A 15,369-nucleotide genomic window follows, 5' to 3' on the forward strand; every position below is an offset into this window, starting at 1 on the left:
GGTTGAGAAAAAGATCCTCAACCAATTCTTGCATTTTAATAAGTAAAACTTTTTAATTAAAAAGCAGGTTTAACCTCTTCTAAATAAACACGTTTTCCATCCTGTATTTTAATGATACCAATAGGAATCTTAGGGTTATGATTTTCATCCATTGACATATCACCGAAGGGGGTTTGAAAATCTTTTAATTTGCTAAGAGCGATAGTAATTTTTTCACGATCAGCGCTACCAGCATTTTCAATAGCCTTCATGAACATCATATAACTCGTATATCCCAAAACAGAATTGATATTCGGCTCTTTGTCAGGATACTCTTTTTTCCATTCTGCTGTGAATTCTTGCGCAGCTACTGACATATTTGGCATATCCTCACTATAGGGAAGTGTCGTATGTAAGAAACCTTCTGAAGCTTTTCCTGCAATCGCAATGGTTTCTGGATTATCCATAGCATCTCCACCCATAATTTGAAACTTTGCTCCTAATTCTCGTGCTTGTTTCATAATGATAGCACCTTCAGAAAAGTAAGATGGAATGAATAAGATATCAGGTTTTTGCGCGATAATTTGCGTAAGAACAGCTGAAAAATCCTGATCTCCGGAATTATAGTTTAAATTTGAGACAACTTCACCACCTAATTTTTTGAAAGCACGCATAAAGTAGCTTGCAAGACCAATGGCATAATCGTTTGAAATATCTTTGAGGATAGCTGCTTTTTTTGCGTGTAAAGTTTGACTTATGTAAGTCGCGATTCCCACTCCTTGATAGGAATCAATAAAACAAGCGCGGAAATAATATTTTTTACCCTGTGTAACAAGAGGACTTGTTGAGGAAGTTGCAATGGTTGGAGTCTTTGCTTTTTCAGATATTTCACCACCTGCCAACGAAAGCGAGGAACCATAGCTACCAATGATTCCACTTACTTTTTCACTTGCTGTTAAACGCATAACAGCATTAGCTGCTTCTACTTTATCAGACTTATTATCAATAATAACAAGTTCTACTTTACGTCCTAAAATTTCTGGAATTTTTTTATGGGCTAATTCTATACCTCTAATTTCAAGCTGACCTCCAAATGCATTTTGACCACTTAATGGAAGATAAACACCAATTTTGATAGGTTCACTTGCATAAACATTTGCAGTAAATGCCATGAATGCTGTGATTGTCGTAAGGATTTTCTTCAATTGCATTGCGCATTTTCCTTAATTGAATTGTTGTTTTTTCACCTTATATTGAACTTCTTCATCATGCAAGTTACACATTTATGAAAATATCATTATGTAAAAAACCTTTCATATAACCTCTTTTGTAGGGCACTCTTTGTAAGATATGTAAAGCTTACAATCAAATAGTTTTATAAATATTCATGTTGATATTCTCTGACATTAACATAGAAGATACGACAATATGGGGAAATCTTATCTTGGGGCTTGCGTGTTGATACAAGAGCAATGTTTACTTAAACCTAGAGAATCAATATCGTACAATTTATAAGCTACAGGATCACGTTATTATGACGAGTAAGGATGCATTAAAAGATTGTCCCCTATCTGAAGATAGTATAGGTGCTTGTGGGGAGATTATCGAAATCAGTGGTGTCATTAAGTGGTTTGATGGTAGTAAGGGGTATGGATTTATTGTACCTGATTTACCTCATTTCCCCGATATATTATTGCATGTTACGGTAATGCGAAGGGATGGTTTTCAAACAGCTTTGGAGGGAGCAAAAGTTATTTGTGCTGTGGAAAAAACTGAAAGAGGATTAAAGTGCGTTCAGGTGAAATCCATAGATTGTTCTTCAGCAATTCATCCATCAGAAGTTCCAGCCCGTACCCATGTTGTTGTTACTCCAGAAAGTGGACTAGAACGTGCAATTGTTAAATGGTTTAATCGTGACAAAGGATACGGTTTTCTTAGCCGTGGGCAAGGAACAGAAGATATTTTTATTCATATGGAAACGTTGCGCCGTTTTGGTTTAGCAGAGCTTCGTTCCGGCCAAGTTGTTCTTGTACGTTTTGGTAAAGGAGAAAAAGGTTTAATGACAGCAGAGATTTATCCGGATATAGGCATTCCTTTAGCTACGCATTGAATTTCACGAATAAAAACAGTATGTTTTTAAAGGGGGTTATTCCGTAAATTTCTATAGAGGTAGGTTTTTAAAGAAAATATGGCTCTAGTGAATCCATAAACCAAATGGAGAAAGTTGCGCGTATTACGTTGAAAGAAACTAGAAAACAACAAGGGGGCACCCCTCTTATTTTTTTGACTTTTAAACTCTGGTACTTTTTATTTTAGAAACAAAATTTAAAAATTTTCTGTGGTGGAGACAAGAATGTTAAAGCCTTTTAAAAAGGGGTATATTGTTTTATTGGTAATGCTTTTTATGTTAGAAATGCGTGTTGTTGTAGCAAAAAAGCCCATAGAGATTCCTGTTCATCCGATTCCTTTAGAAATACATACAAAGCAAGGTACGGTTTATTATAAGGTAGAGATTGCTTTTACGCCGTCTCAAGCCGCGGCTGGTTTAATGTATCGGACTGATTTTCCACGCGATCGTGCAATGCTCTTTAAGCAGCTAAAAAGTTCTCAATCGGGAGATGAACAGAAAATTTTTATGTGGATGGCAAATACGCCTTTACCTTTAGATATGATTTTCTTAAACTCTGAGGGAATTATTGTATCGATTATTGAAAACACTTCTCCATTTTCGACAAATACCATTTCATCGGAAGTTCCTGCAGCTTTTGCACTTGAGATTAATGCTGGTGAAGTTTCTGAAAAAAAGATACAAAAAGGGCAACGTGTTATTCATCCTGTACTTTGTGGAAAGTGCAATAAAAAATGACCGCTGAAGATATTCGTTTTTTTGAATATAATGGTTTGCGATTTGCTTATCGAGAAGAAGGGCAGGGTGCGCCTGTTTTGTTGATCCATGGTTTTGGATCTTCTGCACGAGTGAATTGGTATGCAACGGGTTGGTTTCGCATTCTCACTGAAGCAGGATATCGTGTTATTGCTCTTGATAATCGCGGTCACGGAGATTCAGTTAAAAGTTATGACCCTGTTTTTTATACACCTCAAGCTATGGCTGGCGACGCAATAAAGTTACTACAGCATTTAGAGATATCTAAAGCCCATGTTATGGGATATTCTATGGGGGCTCGTATTAGTGCTTTCATGGCTCTTTTGCATCCAACATATGTACACAGTGTCATTTTTGGTGGTTTAGGTATTGGTATGGTAACGGGAGCGGGAAATTGGGAGCCTGTTGCTGAGGCACTTTTAGCAGAAGATATTTCTACTATTACTAATACGCGCGGTTTAATGTTCCGTAAATTTGCAGATCAAACGAAAAGCGATAAACGTGCTCTTGCTGCTTGTATTATCACATCAAAACAGGAGTTAACGGCATCTGAAGTTTACAAAATTAAGCAACCTGCACTTGTTGCCGTTGGTTCATTAGATGAAATTGGCGGTGCAGCAGAGCCGTTAGCAGCTTTATTGCCTTGTGGTGAAGCTTTATCAATTCCTGGTCGAGATCATATGCTTGCTGTAGGCGATAAAGTTTATAAAAAAGGCGTTATAGATTTTCTTTCTCGTTATCCTATAAGATAAGCATTCTTCATAGGTTCTAGCATTCACAAAAATACTCAATATTTTTATCTCGTATAAATTGAAAAACGCTTATTTAAAAATTTTTCTATTGTGACATAAGTTTTTTATAAAAAATGGGAAGAAAGCTAAACTCTTATTAGCCTATTTTGTATATTTTTTAGAGATGTAATTCTTCTAGGGTTAGATAATTATACTTTAAAATTTATTAAAAAGAATTATTTTTGAATGATATAATAATATTTTTTTCTAAAAAATGTAATTTTAAATAAAAAAAGTATTATTATTTTTATCCTTTATAAAAGGAACAAAATTATAAATTATTGATCAATTTTTCTTACGAATATGCATTCTAAATGCGTATGCTAAAATTGGAGATAAAGTAAAATTATTAAAAATATACAGTTTTTGCCATTTTTTAATCTATACGGGTATATTTAATAATGATAGAATCCTTTTGTAAAAGTTTTTTATAAATGTATAAAGCGCGTTGTAAATATATGTAATATTAAGTAAATATTCAGATTAAGCTTTTTTACTAACTTTACAGAATCATGAGGTTGTCTTATTTGCGCGACACGCAGTTATTTAAATCGTTAAAAAAACAGGAGAGCATAGTGAATGCTGATGAAATAAAAAAACTTGATAATTATTTAAAAAATATATTCCAAAACTCAGCATTGCAAGTTAGAGCACGGCCTAAAAAGAGTGATTCTTGTGAGGTTTATATGGGAGATGAGTTTTTAGGCATTATCTATCGAGATGAAGATGAAGATGAGCTCTCCTATAATTTCTCAATGGCTATATTAGATATTGATTTAGAAAATTGATTTGTTGTTCATAGTTGAATGAAGTCTTTTTTATCCCATAAGATTTATATAAGTTTTAATGCTTTAAAGCTCGTATGATTATTTCGTGCAATAATAAGATGGTCATGGATAATAATGCCTAACGCATTTGCTGCATCTTTTAATCTATATGTCATTGTTATATCTGCATCAGAGGGGGTGGAATCGCCAGAAGGATGATTGTGGACTAAGATAAGTCCTGATGCGGATAACTCTAAAGCTCGAGAAATAACTTCACGAGGATAAACAGGGGTATGATCAATGGTTCCAGTTTGTTGCACCTCATCAGCAAGTAAGCCGTTTTTCTTATCAAGAAACAAAATACGAAATTGTTCACGTGTTTCGTGAGCCATAACAGCTTTACAATAAGCTAACACTTTATCCCATGATGAAAAAATATCGCGTTTAAACAATTGCGCACGAGCAAGACGTCCAGCAACATCTGAAATAATTTTTAAATCAATTGCAGTGGCGGGACCACATCCTGGAATTTCTTGAAGTCGGTGAATATCTGCTCCCAACACATCAGCTAATGAACCAAAACGTGCTATCAAATTTTTAGCTATGGGTTTTGTGTTTGCACGGGGTATTGTACGAAAAAGCAATAATTCAAGATATTCATAATCTTCGATTGCATTTCCTTTTGACTTTAAATAACGCTTCCGAAGACGCTCACGGTGTCCTTGATAATGTTTATGGAGCTGTGCGTTTTTCTGAGGGTCTTCACTTTTTCTTTCTGATACTGGGGTGAGTGGAGAACTCGATGTTAATGCAAAGTGATCACTTTGAGTATTTTCCTTTTGATTTAATTTTTTAGCCATAACATCTCTACATTGCGTTAGGTATGCGAATTTGGAATATAAAAAATATTTTTAGGAGATTGTGTAAATATTTCATACCCTTCATTTGTGACACCAATTGTATGTTCATATTGTGCTGTCAGAGAGCGGTCACGGGTAACAGCAGTCCAACCGTCAGATAAAATCTTAACTTGTGGTTTACCAAGGTTAATCATAGGCTCAATTGTAAACATCATACCTTGTTTTAATTCTATTCCTTCTCCAGGGGTTCCATAATGGAGGATATTGGGTGCATCATGAAAAAGCTGCCCAATACCATGTCCACAAAAATCTTTCACAATTGAGCATCGTTCAGATTCTGCATACTGTTGAATGGCTGCACCAATATCACCTGTGGTTGCTCCAGGCTTAACAACAGCGATTCCTTTCATAAGACTTTCATAGGTTATTTTTAGCAGGCGTTCTGCAGCACGCCTGATTTTTCCAACAGGATACATTCGGCTTGAATCCCCATGCCAACCATCAAGGATAAAGGTTACATCCACATTCACAATATCGCCTTCTTGCAAGGGTCTTTTATTGGGAATGCCATGACAGACAACGTGATTGATAGATGTACAGCATGAATGGCTGTATCCATGATAATTTAGATCAGCAGGAAGTGCTCCTCGCTTAGCACCAAAAATGAATACAAAATCATCAATTTCTTGCGTAGTAACGCCTGGCTTAATAATATCCGTAAGCGCATCAAGGCATTCTGCAGCAATGCGACCAACTTCACGCATTTTAGCAAAAGCATAATCATCGAAAATGCGAATTTTTCCATTAAATTTTAAAGGGCTTTTATTATATTCAATATACTCAGTCATTGTTTTTTCTGTTTTCTATTTTTACTCTCTGAATCGGAAAAATGCCTTCTACACTTATGTGACACTTTACAGCATAACATTCTACTCCTGATTTTAATGCTAAATCAAATTTACGTCCATAGAGTGGATCAAGATCATGACAGATTGTAAAAGCTGCGCAATCTTCTCGTTGAATAATATAAAGCATAGCAGCTCTTTTTCCTTGTTGTACAACTCCTATGAGCTCATCAAGGTGACGTGCTCCACGTTTTGTTTCACTATCAGGAAATTCTGCTAATCCTTTTTGACGAATAAAATGAACATTTTTGACTTCTAGGTAACAGTCAGGAAGAATGTCGTCACGTAAAAGAAAGTCAATTCGTGATTGTGTTCCATAGCGTTGTTCTTTTAAAATTGTTTTATATCCACTTAATTCTGGTAGTAATCCGTTTTGAATTGCTTCTAATGCAAGTTTATTGGGTAAAGCAGTATTAATGCCAACCAAAGTATTATCGGCTTCAATAATTTCTAATTGATAGGCATATTTTCGTTTGATGTTATTATGATATGAAAGCCAGATATTGGAGTTGAAAGCTGTTAATCCAAGCATTGATCCTGTATTAGGTACAGATACGGTGAGGACATGCTGATCATCTTGTTGAACATCCGCAAGGAAACGTTTATAACGACGGATAAGCTTTGCAGGAAAAAGTTTGGGAATAAAGTGCATATCCCTTTTTTAGGATTTATGATTTCATAATTCAACTGAGATTATGATTTGTAGCGGCTATTCCCTATAAAAAAAAGATAAAATTGATGTAAAAAACGCTACGATATCCTATATAAATTGTTATAAATTCCATCGTCCACTTTAATGGCTTTTAAAATTTATTATCTTTGAGTGAAAAGATAACATTGTCTATAATTTATTATTAAACAGCATTAGAGTACTGTGAAGAAGGTTTCGTAAAAAATAGTGGAGAGGGAGATAGTTAAGTGAAACTAGGTAAGATTGATGGCTGGAACGAATAAGAATCGTGAAAATTTAACAAATGGTCCCATTATTATTTTAGTTGAACCGCAGCTTCCTGAAAACATTGGTATGGTCGCAAGGGCAATGGCAAATTTTGGGCTTTCTAAGCTTCGGTTAGTCAAACCTCGAGAAATGTTTCCAAATGAAAAAGCTATAGCTGCTGCGAGTAAAGCTGATCATGTCATTAACAACACTGTGATTTTTAATACATTGCGTGATTCAATTGCAGATTTACACTATGTTTTTGCCACAACAGCACGTGAAAGATGTGGATTTAAAACTGTAAAAAGTGCTGTCGAAGCAGCAAGCGTATTACGTCAGCGTGAAAGTATCGGACATAAGACAGGTATTGTCTTTGGAAGAGAGAGATGGGGATTAGAAAATGATGAAATCAGCCTTGTTGATGAAATTATTACTTTTCCAGTTAATCCTGCTTTTGCGTCACTTAATATTGCGCAAGCAGTTCTTTTAATGTCTTACGAATGGATGAAAACAGGTCTAGAGGATGTCAGCGATACGGCATTTCGTGCCGCAGAGATGGAACCTGCAAATAAAACAATATTTCATGGTTTTTTATCTCAGTTAGAAGAGGCTTTGAATATCCGTGGGTATTTTAGACCCCCAGAACGCAAAGAAGTAATGCTTGCAAATTTGCGCTCTGTTTTTACGCGCGCTAACTTTAGTGAACCTGAGGTTCGTTTATTGCGAGGCATTATATCTTCTTTGGATCATTTTTCGCCACAATATCCACGGGGGAGTAGAGCACCTGAAGAGCGTGATCGTGAAAAAATTAAAAATAAGTGTGAAAACTAATGGATGAACGACCTGTTCTTTTTTTTGATAGCGGTATTGGTGGTTTAACAGTGTTCAGGGAGGCACGTATTCTTATCCCTGAAATGCAATTTATCTATGTTGCTGATGATGCAGGATTTCCTTATGGAAATTGGAAAGAAAATATTTTGAAAGAGCGTATTTTAAAGATTTTTACAAATCTTTTAACACGCTACAATCCAGCCTTATGTGTGATTGCTTGCAACACCGTTTCTACACTGATGATGGCAGATTTACGACAGAATTTTTCTCATGTCCCTTTTGTAGGAACGGTTCCTGCAATTAAATCAGCTGCTGAACAAACAAAATCTGGTTTTATTTCCGTATTAGCTACTCCTGGAACAGTGAAACGTGCCTATACAAATGAATTAATTAATTCTTTTGCTGGACAGTGTCATGTTCAACTTGTGGGAAGTAAAAAGCTGGCTGGATTTGCTGAAGATTATTTACGGGGAAAATCTATCGATTCAGAAGAGTTAAGAAAAGAAATCCTACCATGTTTTGTGGAAAAAAATGGACAATATACTGATGTTATTGTTTTAGCCTGCACACATTATCCTTTTTTGATTAACTTCTTTCGTGAACATGCTTTATGGTCCGTTGAGTGGATTGATCCGGCGAAAGCGATTGCCAAACATATCAGATCATTATTACCACTGTCGGAAAAAGTACACGATCAATATATAAAAAAATATCAAGATTTTGCGTTATTAACATCGAAAAATATCACTTCTTTAACGGAGAATTTGTTTAAAGGATTTGGCTTAAAACTCATGAAAGGAGTTGACTTTGGGTTGTAAGACCAATAATGATGATCTGGCTATTTTTTCAAGAAAATAGCATTAATTGACGTGTCCCGTGGATAACTTTGCATATTGATATGTTAAGGTATTCTGTCAGTCTTTAGTATTTAAAGGCAGAGGAGGGCGCGTTTCCTTGGGGTCTTAAGATCTCGTGTTTTATTTTATAAGGAAATGCGATGAGTAAACGCGAAACAACAAAGTATAAAATTGACCGTCGTATGGGAGAAAATATTTGGGGTCGTCCGAAATCTCCTGTCAATCGTCGTGATTATGGTCCAGGTCAGCATGGACAGCGTCGTAAAGGAAAACTTTCTGACTATGGGGTGCAGTTGCGCGCTAAACAGAAATTGAAAGGGTTTTATGGAGATATTTCAGAAAAACAATTTCATAAAACATATGAAGAGGCTGCTCGTCGACGGGGTGATACTGGTGAAAATCTTATCGGTCTGTTAGAATCACGTTTGGATGCTGTTGTTTATCGTGCAAAATTCGTGCCTACGATTTTCGCTTCTCGCCAATTTATCAATCACGGTCATGTTAATGTAAATGGTCGGCGCACAAATATTCAATCTTATCGTTGTAAACCTGGTGATGTTATTGAGGTTCGGGAAAAGTCAAAACAACTTGTTTTAGTTTTAGAATCAGTGCAATTGGCAGAACGTGATGTCCCTGATTATATTGAAGCAGATCATAAACAGATGAAAGCAACCTTTACACGTATTCCTGCTTTTGCAGATGTTCCTTATGCTGTGCAAATGGAACCTAATTTGGTTGTTGAGTTTTATTCTCGATAATTTTTCTGCAAGAGAAGTTATTTTTTTCTTCTATTATTATAACTTCAAGATATTGTGTTATTTTTACAATCTCTGAAGTTAATAAGTGCTTTTTGTAAATGGTTCTATATTAAGTTTATTGCTATGTTTTATAGTCATAGACTTATATAGTTCCATTTCTTTTTTGTGTATCTAATTTATAAGTTCAAAAAACATAAATGTAAGCTTGCTTTAATATTTGTTTTTATCTTTGCAAAACGAGCTGTTTATTGTGCAGGATATGGTATTATGAATGATGTTTCAGTTGAATATCAGGCAATAGAAGAAAACGAAGGGAGAGATGATCCTTTAATAAGCGAAGCAGATAGTTGTCATCCAATGTTTCGTGTTGCTCCTTCAAGCGTAGAATTTAATAAATTGCGCAAACGACTTTTGCGTCATATGCGACAAGCTTTGGATGATTTTTCTATGCTCTCTACAGGAAAAAAATGGCTTGTTGCTTTATCGGGTGGAAAAGACTCTTATGGTTTATTAGCGCTTCTTTTAGACTTAAAGTGGCGAGGTCTTTTATCCGTTGAAATTCTTGCCTGTAATCTTGATCAAGGGCAACCTGGATTTCCTAAGCATATTCTTCCAGACTTTTTAAGTTCTTATAAAATTCCATATCGTATTGAATATCAGGATACTTATTCCATTGTTACAGATAAATTGGCAGAGTCGCAGACATATTGTTCACTTTGTTCTCGATTACGACGTGGTAATCTCTATCGTATTGCACGTGAAGAGGGATGTTCTGCATTAGTTTTAGGTCATCATCGTGATGATGTTTTAGAAACATTTTTTATGAATTTGTTTCACGGTGGCCGATTAGCTGCCATGCCTGGAAAACTTAAAAATGATGAAGGAGATCTTTTTGTGTTACGTCCTCTTGTTTATGCAGCTGAGGAGGATATGGAAAAATTTTCTCAAGCAATGCAATTTCCGATTATTCCTTGTAATCTTTGCGGTAGTCAAGATGGTTTACAACGTAATGCAATGAAAGAAATGCTGAAAAATATCGAAAGACAAATGCCAGGACGTAAAGATACGATGATTCGCGCTTTAACAAATGTACGCCCAAGTCATTTGCTTGATAAGAAATTCTTTGATTTTAAGACCTGTTAATAAAGATTAGATATTTAAAAAAATAAGTTCAAAGAGTTTAAGATAAGATACTTATTTATTAAGACACTATTGAAAAAAGTTTCCTTTCACTAACTAATGACTGTCGCAATATGAAAAATGGGAAAATAGTACGATTGTCGATTTTCTCTTTTGTTAAGTAAAAATGGTGAACCTTGAGGATTTTATTCTTTTGCGCCGCCGTCACCTCATTTAAGGCATTAAATTAAGAGAATATATAACTGCTTGGTATTTGTGGAGTGTATAGCAAACATTCAGGGCGAGGATTGCTCGTAAATTCTCATGAAGTGAGTTACATAAGTGATCAAGTTCGATTGTGAGTAGCCGATCTTTTTATAAACCAATGCTGATAGAAATCTTCATCATTGAGGACAGGGAAGAAGTTAAATTTTCAAACTGCTACACCATAAAGATCATAGGCATCCGACTGTTCAATTTTAACGCTGACAAATTCACCAACACGCAACGGGCGTCGTGATGATATATGGACAACACCATCTATTTCTGGAGCATCGTATTGACTACGTCCTTTGGCAACTTTTCCTTGACTTTCATCGATAAGCACTTGGAGTCTTTTTCCAATTTTTTTCTTTAAAAGATGTGTAGAAATTTGTTGTTGTTTTGCCATAAAACGATGCCAGCGATTTTCTTTCACCTCTTCAGGAATATTTTCTAATCCCAAATCATTTGCGGCGGCTCCTTTTACCTCTTCATATTTAAAGCACCCAGCGCGTTCAATTTTTGCTTCTTCTAGCCATTCTAGGAGTATATTAAAATCTTCATTCGTTTCGCCAGGAAAACCAACAATAAATGTTGACCGCAAAGTAAGATCTGGGCATATTTTTCGCCATTTTTCAATTCTACGGTTTGTTTTTTCTATGAGTGCAGGACGCTTCATATGACGCAAAATAGCTGGTGATGCATGCTGAAAAGGAATATCCAGATAAGGAAGAATTTTTTTTGCAGCCATAAGTTCGATAACTTCATCAACATGGGGATAAGGATAAACGTAATGCATACGTATCCAAATACCCATATCGCCTAGTTCGCGACAAAGATCAAAGAATTTTGTTTTTATTGTACGATCTTTCCAAGAATTTTCGAGATATTTTAGATCAATACCATAAGCACTCGTATCTTGTGAAATAACTAAAAGTTCTTTTACACCCGCTTGCACGAGTTTTTCAGCTTCACGAAGAACATCGCTGATGGGACGTGAAGTGAGATCACCACGCAGAGTAGGGATGATACAAAAACTACACTGGTTAGAGCATCCTTCAGAAATCTTTAGGTAGGCGTAATGGCGAGGTGTTAAACGAATACCTTGGGGAGGAACTAAATCAAGAAAAGGATCATGAACAGGAGGAATTGCTGTATGAACAGCTTCTATAACACTTTCATAAGCTTGCGGTTTTGTAATAGCCAATACATTAGGATACGTTTGGCGAATAACATCAGGATCAGCACCAAGACACCCCGTTACAATAACTTTTCCATTTTTTTTGAGAGCTTCATCAATATTGGCTAATGATTCTCTCCTTGCCGAGTCAAGAAAGCCACAGGTATTCACAATAACGACATCAGCTCCTTGATGTTGACGTGAAATTTCATACCCTTCAGAGCGAAGGCGTGTAATAATTCGCTCAGAATCTACGAGTGCTTTTGGGCATCCGAGGGAGACAAAACTAATACGAGGTGCTACCATGATGATCCTACAATTATTGTGAATGATTGAGTTACACTTTTATAACTGAAAAATAATGTTCTTTATTTTTATACCTATGCAATAAAATCTGTTACAAAGTTATTTGATTTTTTTCTACAAAATTTTATGTGTTTTTATGCATGCATACAATTTATATCGTAAAATTCTGTCATTGAGGACGATGATATAAGGTTGCTTCCTTCAAAGCATTCAAGTTCTTTTATAAAGTACGTGGTGAATATTTTAAAGCTTACTTGTCGCTCCTTGCGTAAGTGAAGGAGATGTAGGGAAGGAAAAATGAAACCCGCTCGATAAGGATCTGGACTGTTTATAGACCGAATTGGGGCATCCTTTGGCAGTGGAGAGGAAGTCAACTGCGTGTGGCACAATAAAAAAATACTCAACAACTCCTTATTGCGATATCTATCGCGTACTATAAGGTTTATTTTTAATATTTGCGAATAAGTCCGGTAAGTTTGCCTTGTATTTCTACACGTTCGGATTCGTATGTACGTGCTTCATAATGAGGATTTGCGGCTTCTAATGCAATAGAAGCTCCTTTGCGTCGATAACGTTTTAATGTGGCTTCTTTTTTATCAATAAACGCAACAATAATTTCACCTGTTATTGCTGTATTTTGACGTTTCACAATGATCGTATCTTTATTAAGGATACCAGCCTCCATCATAGAATCATCTTTAACTTCTAATGCGTAGTGCTCACCTGTATTAACCATATTGCGTGGGAGAGAAAGAGTGTTTATTTGTTGCAGTATAGCAGAGGCGGGCACGCTCGCAGAAATACGTCCCATAATAGGAATGGTGATATTTTTTTTTTCTTCTTCATCAAAGTTGTCAAGGTTACTCAAGTTTTTTGATATTTCCCTTTTATTTTTTTCTATCATACTGGGAGAAATTTTACGTGCTAAAGAAAGGTTAAATGTTATTTTCTCAGGGAGTCGAATCACCTCCACTGCACGAGCGCGATTGGGTAAACGACGTATAAACCCTCGTTGTTCTAAGGCTATAATGAGCTTATGAATACCAGACTTTGAAGAAAGTTCTAATGCATTTTTCATTTCTTCAAAAGAAGGAGGAACACCAGTTTCTTTTGTATGGTTATGAATAAACAAGAGTAGCTCATATTGTTTACATGTTAGCATTCAATATTCCAATCAAAATAATAAAAAAGGAGTAAAGTAAAAATACATGTATATATAACAATTTTACAATTTTTTTTCCGCCAAATCAAAATTATTTTCTTTATTTTTGATCCTATAAGTTAAGTTAATGAAGCAATATGTTTATTTATAGACATATTTAAATTATTATTTATATAAAACTTACTTTAAGAATTTTATGAAATTATTATTTATATATTATATATCTACATTAATATTAAACAATGTATAAAAATACTTTATAGCTCTGACTGGATTATCCAACACTAAATTTTATGACCAGTGTTATCCTTTTCTTCTAAAAATATATCTACGTATTTTGTAATTTCTTGATATAAAAAAGTTAATTAGAAGGCATTTTATATATTTAGAACACTCTATGGGTATTTAGATCATTTTGCACACTGCATATTATTTCTGCTTTTTTTAAGTAAAATTATCTACAGCTATAATAGTGAGCATAATTTATAGTCATTCGGGATACTTTCAATGAGACTGAATTTTATGTCTGTTTTATTCTATAGGATAAATTGGCTTTCGTTATATATTCATTATGCATGAATAAAAATCATACCCTCAAAATGCCATTGTTGCTCATTGTCCCATTTTCAGGTCTAACGTACCAACCGCTATATACTATTTTGCTGAACCCTAATGTTGAGATAATTTTTGGTTATTGAAAGGAGGTATAAAAGGTATTTTCATTTCTTTTTTATAGTTTTATTCTCTCACTCAAGTGATGAAATTATAAATTGTTATAAATCAATATGTTATATTGTAAATCTGTATTCATATTTGAAAATTGAAAACTAAAATATGAAGATATAAAAATAATATTATAGTAAAAGGTATTTTTTCTCTATCCATTATGCTCAACAACCCATGTGAGGGAAGGAGGGTAATTTCTTATAATTTTAGCGCTCCGAATCTATGCAATATTTTGCAATGAAATTGTTCCTTGATTGAAACTTCAAAAAGAAGATTAAAGAGTATCTATACAATGATGAAAAAAGGAGGGGAAAACGGAAAATTATTGATAACTGAAGAAAATAATAATATTTTTCTTCAAAAGGTGTTGACCAAATGAAAAGTCAACCGTATGTTCCCTTCACTTTCTGCAAATTAGATAGTCTACAAACTAGATAGCTTGTGTGAGAGCGCGTAGCTCAGCTGGTAGAGCAACTGACTTTTAATCAGTAGGTCCAGGGTTCGAATCCCTGCGCGCTCACCAAATTTAAATAATATCAATAGACTATACAAAAATTTAAGAATCTTTCTCGTTTTGATTCTTTTTGAAGTTTTTTATTGATTCTATAATCAGTCATTTTCTATCAGATGTTTTGGAATAGAGCGATGCTATGCTGTCTCCTGTCCAAAATAAAGAGCTTTAAGCTTACGATACGGTTGTACCTGCGTTGGCAGCAAATGTGGTTGCTCCTTTTCTCAATCCATAGATTGATTTTTTAATACCTACTGCATTACATGATTCGCAAAACAAGTTGCTAAAATCACCACTTATTCACAGTTTATATTATGAAATAACTTTTCTATAAGATGTTGATTTGTTTAATTTTCATTCTTTTAAACATCTACTATAGTACATTTATTTCTTACAAAAATCATAAAAAGGTTAACAATGTGTTAATTTCTTGATAAAAGGAGCCAATTCAAGGGTGGTATATGCGCGAGGGAAATCATTTAAAAACGTAAATTCTTCCGTCGCATATAAAAAGCGTGACAGCGTGACGTGGTTT

13 protein-coding genes, 1 tRNA gene and 2 pseudogenes are annotated in these 15,369 nt (G+C 34.8%); 9 read left to right on the plus strand and 7 right to left on the minus strand.

From position 1 onward, the window contains the following. Positions 1 to 56: 56 nt before the first annotated feature. Positions 57 to 1,190, minus strand: a complete 1,134-nt coding sequence (locus ACFIJ9_RS05510; protein WP_015856415.1) for an ABC transporter substrate-binding protein — start codon at positions 1,188 to 1,190, stop codon at positions 57 to 59. A gap of 323 nt (positions 1,191 to 1,513) precedes the next feature. Here ACFIJ9_RS05510 and ACFIJ9_RS05515 point away from each other — a divergent pair, with 323 nt between their 5' ends. From ACFIJ9_RS05515 to ACFIJ9_RS05530, 4 genes are all read left to right on the plus strand, one after another. Then, the gene (locus tag ACFIJ9_RS05515) at positions 1,514 to 2,089 is read left to right on the plus strand and encodes a cold-shock protein (protein ID WP_015856414.1); all 576 of its coding nucleotides are present in this window, start codon (positions 1,514 to 1,516) and stop codon (positions 2,087 to 2,089) included. 243 nt (positions 2,090 to 2,332) lie between these two features. Next, the gene (locus tag ACFIJ9_RS05520; protein WP_375636084.1) at positions 2,333 to 2,845 is read left to right on the plus strand and encodes a DUF192 domain-containing protein; all 513 of its coding nucleotides are present in this window, start codon (positions 2,333 to 2,335) and stop codon (positions 2,843 to 2,845) included. Continuing rightward, on the plus strand, positions 2,842 to 3,615 hold the full coding sequence (locus ACFIJ9_RS05525) for an alpha/beta fold hydrolase (RefSeq protein WP_375636085.1): 774 nt from the start codon (positions 2,842 to 2,844) through the stop codon (positions 3,613 to 3,615). The genes ACFIJ9_RS05520 and ACFIJ9_RS05525 overlap by 4 nt, the downstream gene beginning before the upstream one ends. Positions 3,616 to 4,229: 614 nt before the next feature. Next, positions 4,230 to 4,442: a DUF3126 family protein gene (locus ACFIJ9_RS05530; protein WP_015856411.1), complete on the plus strand. Its 213-nt coding sequence runs from the start codon at positions 4,230 to 4,232 to the stop codon at positions 4,440 to 4,442. 44 nt (positions 4,443 to 4,486) lie between these two features. Here the strand turns inward: ACFIJ9_RS05530 and radC are convergent, their stop codons facing one another. From radC to sfsA, 3 genes are read right to left on the minus strand one after another with little or no spacing between them, the layout of a single operon-like run. Next, on the minus strand, positions 4,487 to 5,281 hold the full coding sequence (gene radC / locus ACFIJ9_RS05535; protein ID WP_375636086.1) for a DNA repair protein RadC: 795 nt from the start codon (positions 5,279 to 5,281) through the stop codon (positions 4,487 to 4,489). Between the two features lie 17 nt (positions 5,282 to 5,298). After that, complete coding sequence (map, locus tag ACFIJ9_RS05540; RefSeq protein WP_375636087.1) at positions 5,299 to 6,129, minus strand: type I methionyl aminopeptidase; 831 nt, start codon at positions 6,127 to 6,129, stop codon at positions 5,299 to 5,301. After that, positions 6,122 to 6,838 carry a DNA/RNA nuclease SfsA gene (sfsA, locus tag ACFIJ9_RS05545; RefSeq protein ID WP_375636088.1) on the minus strand — a complete coding sequence of 239 codons (717 nt, stop codon included), beginning with the start codon at positions 6,836 to 6,838 and terminating at the stop codon, positions 6,122 to 6,124. The genes map and sfsA overlap by 8 nt, the downstream gene beginning before the upstream one ends. A 285-nt stretch (positions 6,839 to 7,123) precedes the next feature. On the opposite strand from sfsA, the pseudogene ACFIJ9_RS05550 reads away from it, so the two are divergent. The 4 genes and pseudogenes from ACFIJ9_RS05550 to ttcA all read left to right on the plus strand — a co-directional run bounded on the left by ACFIJ9_RS05550 (position 7,124) and on the right by ttcA (position 10,712). Then, positions 7,124 to 7,961, plus strand: a pseudogene (locus ACFIJ9_RS05550) (RNA methyltransferase). Beyond that, entirely contained in the window at positions 7,954 to 8,772 is an 819-nt protein-coding gene (gene murI / locus ACFIJ9_RS05555; RefSeq protein ID WP_273787953.1) for a glutamate racemase, read from the plus strand. Before ACFIJ9_RS05550 ends, murI begins: the two are co-directional and overlap by 8 nt. A gap of 179 nt (positions 8,773 to 8,951) precedes the next feature. After that, complete coding sequence (gene rpsD, locus ACFIJ9_RS05560) at positions 8,952 to 9,569, plus strand: 30S ribosomal protein S4 (protein WP_273722651.1); 618 nt, start codon at positions 8,952 to 8,954, stop codon at positions 9,567 to 9,569. A gap of 267 nt (positions 9,570 to 9,836) precedes the next feature. Beyond that, the gene (gene ttcA / locus ACFIJ9_RS05565; RefSeq protein ID WP_375628391.1) at positions 9,837 to 10,712 is read left to right on the plus strand and encodes a tRNA 2-thiocytidine(32) synthetase TtcA; all 876 of its coding nucleotides are present in this window, start codon (positions 9,837 to 9,839) and stop codon (positions 10,710 to 10,712) included. 409 nt (positions 10,713 to 11,121) lie between these two features. On the opposite strand, the gene rimO is transcribed toward ttcA, so the two are convergent. Next, positions 11,122 to 12,435 carry a 30S ribosomal protein S12 methylthiotransferase RimO gene (gene rimO / locus ACFIJ9_RS05570; protein ID WP_015856403.1) on the minus strand — a complete coding sequence of 438 codons (1,314 nt, stop codon included), beginning with the start codon at positions 12,433 to 12,435 and terminating at the stop codon, positions 11,122 to 11,124. A 448-nt stretch (positions 12,436 to 12,883) separates the two neighbouring features. Continuing rightward, a complete protein-coding gene (lexA, locus tag ACFIJ9_RS05575) occupies positions 12,884 to 13,597 on the minus strand; it encodes a transcriptional repressor LexA (RefSeq protein WP_375636089.1) in 714 nt (237 codons plus the stop codon). A 1,173-nt stretch (positions 13,598 to 14,770) separates the two neighbouring features. On the opposite strand from lexA, the gene ACFIJ9_RS05580 reads away from it, so the two are divergent. Then, positions 14,771 to 14,846, plus strand: a tRNA-Lys gene (locus tag ACFIJ9_RS05580). 90 nt (positions 14,847 to 14,936) lie between these two features. Here the strand turns inward: ACFIJ9_RS05580 and ACFIJ9_RS05585 are convergent. After that, positions 14,937 to 15,122: pseudogene (locus tag ACFIJ9_RS05585) on the minus strand (integrase); the annotation flags it as partial. Positions 15,123 to 15,369 lie beyond the last annotated feature (247 nt).

The organism is Bartonella sp. MR90HLJMH (assembly GCF_042194115.1).
In the GTDB taxonomy this organism is placed as follows: Bacteria; Pseudomonadota; Alphaproteobacteria; order Rhizobiales; family Rhizobiaceae; genus Bartonella; species Bartonella grahamii.

What these genes read in the sequence shown, in the direction of transcription:
- ACFIJ9_RS05510 (WP_015856415.1), bottom strand. Translation starts at nt 1,190, where the DNA reads ATGCAATTGAAGAAAATCCTTACGACAATCACAGCATTCATGGCATTT.
- ACFIJ9_RS05515 (WP_015856414.1), top strand. Translation starts at nt 1,514, where the DNA reads ATGACGAGTAAGGATGCATTAAAAGATTGTCCCCTATCTGAAGATAGT.
- ACFIJ9_RS05520 (WP_375636084.1), top strand. Translation starts at nt 2,333, where the DNA reads ATGTTAAAGCCTTTTAAAAAGGGGTATATTGTTTTATTGGTAATGCTT.
- ACFIJ9_RS05525 (WP_375636085.1), top strand. Translation starts at nt 2,842, where the DNA reads ATGACCGCTGAAGATATTCGTTTTTTTGAATATAATGGTTTGCGATTT.
- radC (WP_375636086.1), bottom strand. Translation starts at nt 5,281, where the DNA reads ATGGCTAAAAAATTAAATCAAAAGGAAAATACTCAAAGTGATCACTTT.
- map (WP_375636087.1), bottom strand. Translation starts at nt 6,129, where the DNA reads ATGACTGAGTATATTGAATATAATAAAAGCCCTTTAAAATTTAATGGA.
- sfsA (WP_375636088.1), bottom strand. Translation starts at nt 6,838, where the DNA reads ATGCACTTTATTCCCAAACTTTTTCCTGCAAAGCTTATCCGTCGTTAT.
- murI (WP_273787953.1), top strand. Translation starts at nt 7,954, where the DNA reads ATGGATGAACGACCTGTTCTTTTTTTTGATAGCGGTATTGGTGGTTTA.
- rpsD (WP_273722651.1), top strand. Translation starts at nt 8,952, where the DNA reads ATGAGTAAACGCGAAACAACAAAGTATAAAATTGACCGTCGTATGGGA.
- ttcA (WP_375628391.1), top strand. Translation starts at nt 9,837, where the DNA reads ATGAATGATGTTTCAGTTGAATATCAGGCAATAGAAGAAAACGAAGGG.
- rimO (WP_015856403.1), bottom strand. Translation starts at nt 12,435, where the DNA reads ATGGTAGCACCTCGTATTAGTTTTGTCTCCCTCGGATGCCCAAAAGCA.
- lexA (WP_375636089.1), bottom strand. Translation starts at nt 13,597, where the DNA reads ATGCTAACATGTAAACAATATGAGCTACTCTTGTTTATTCATAACCAT.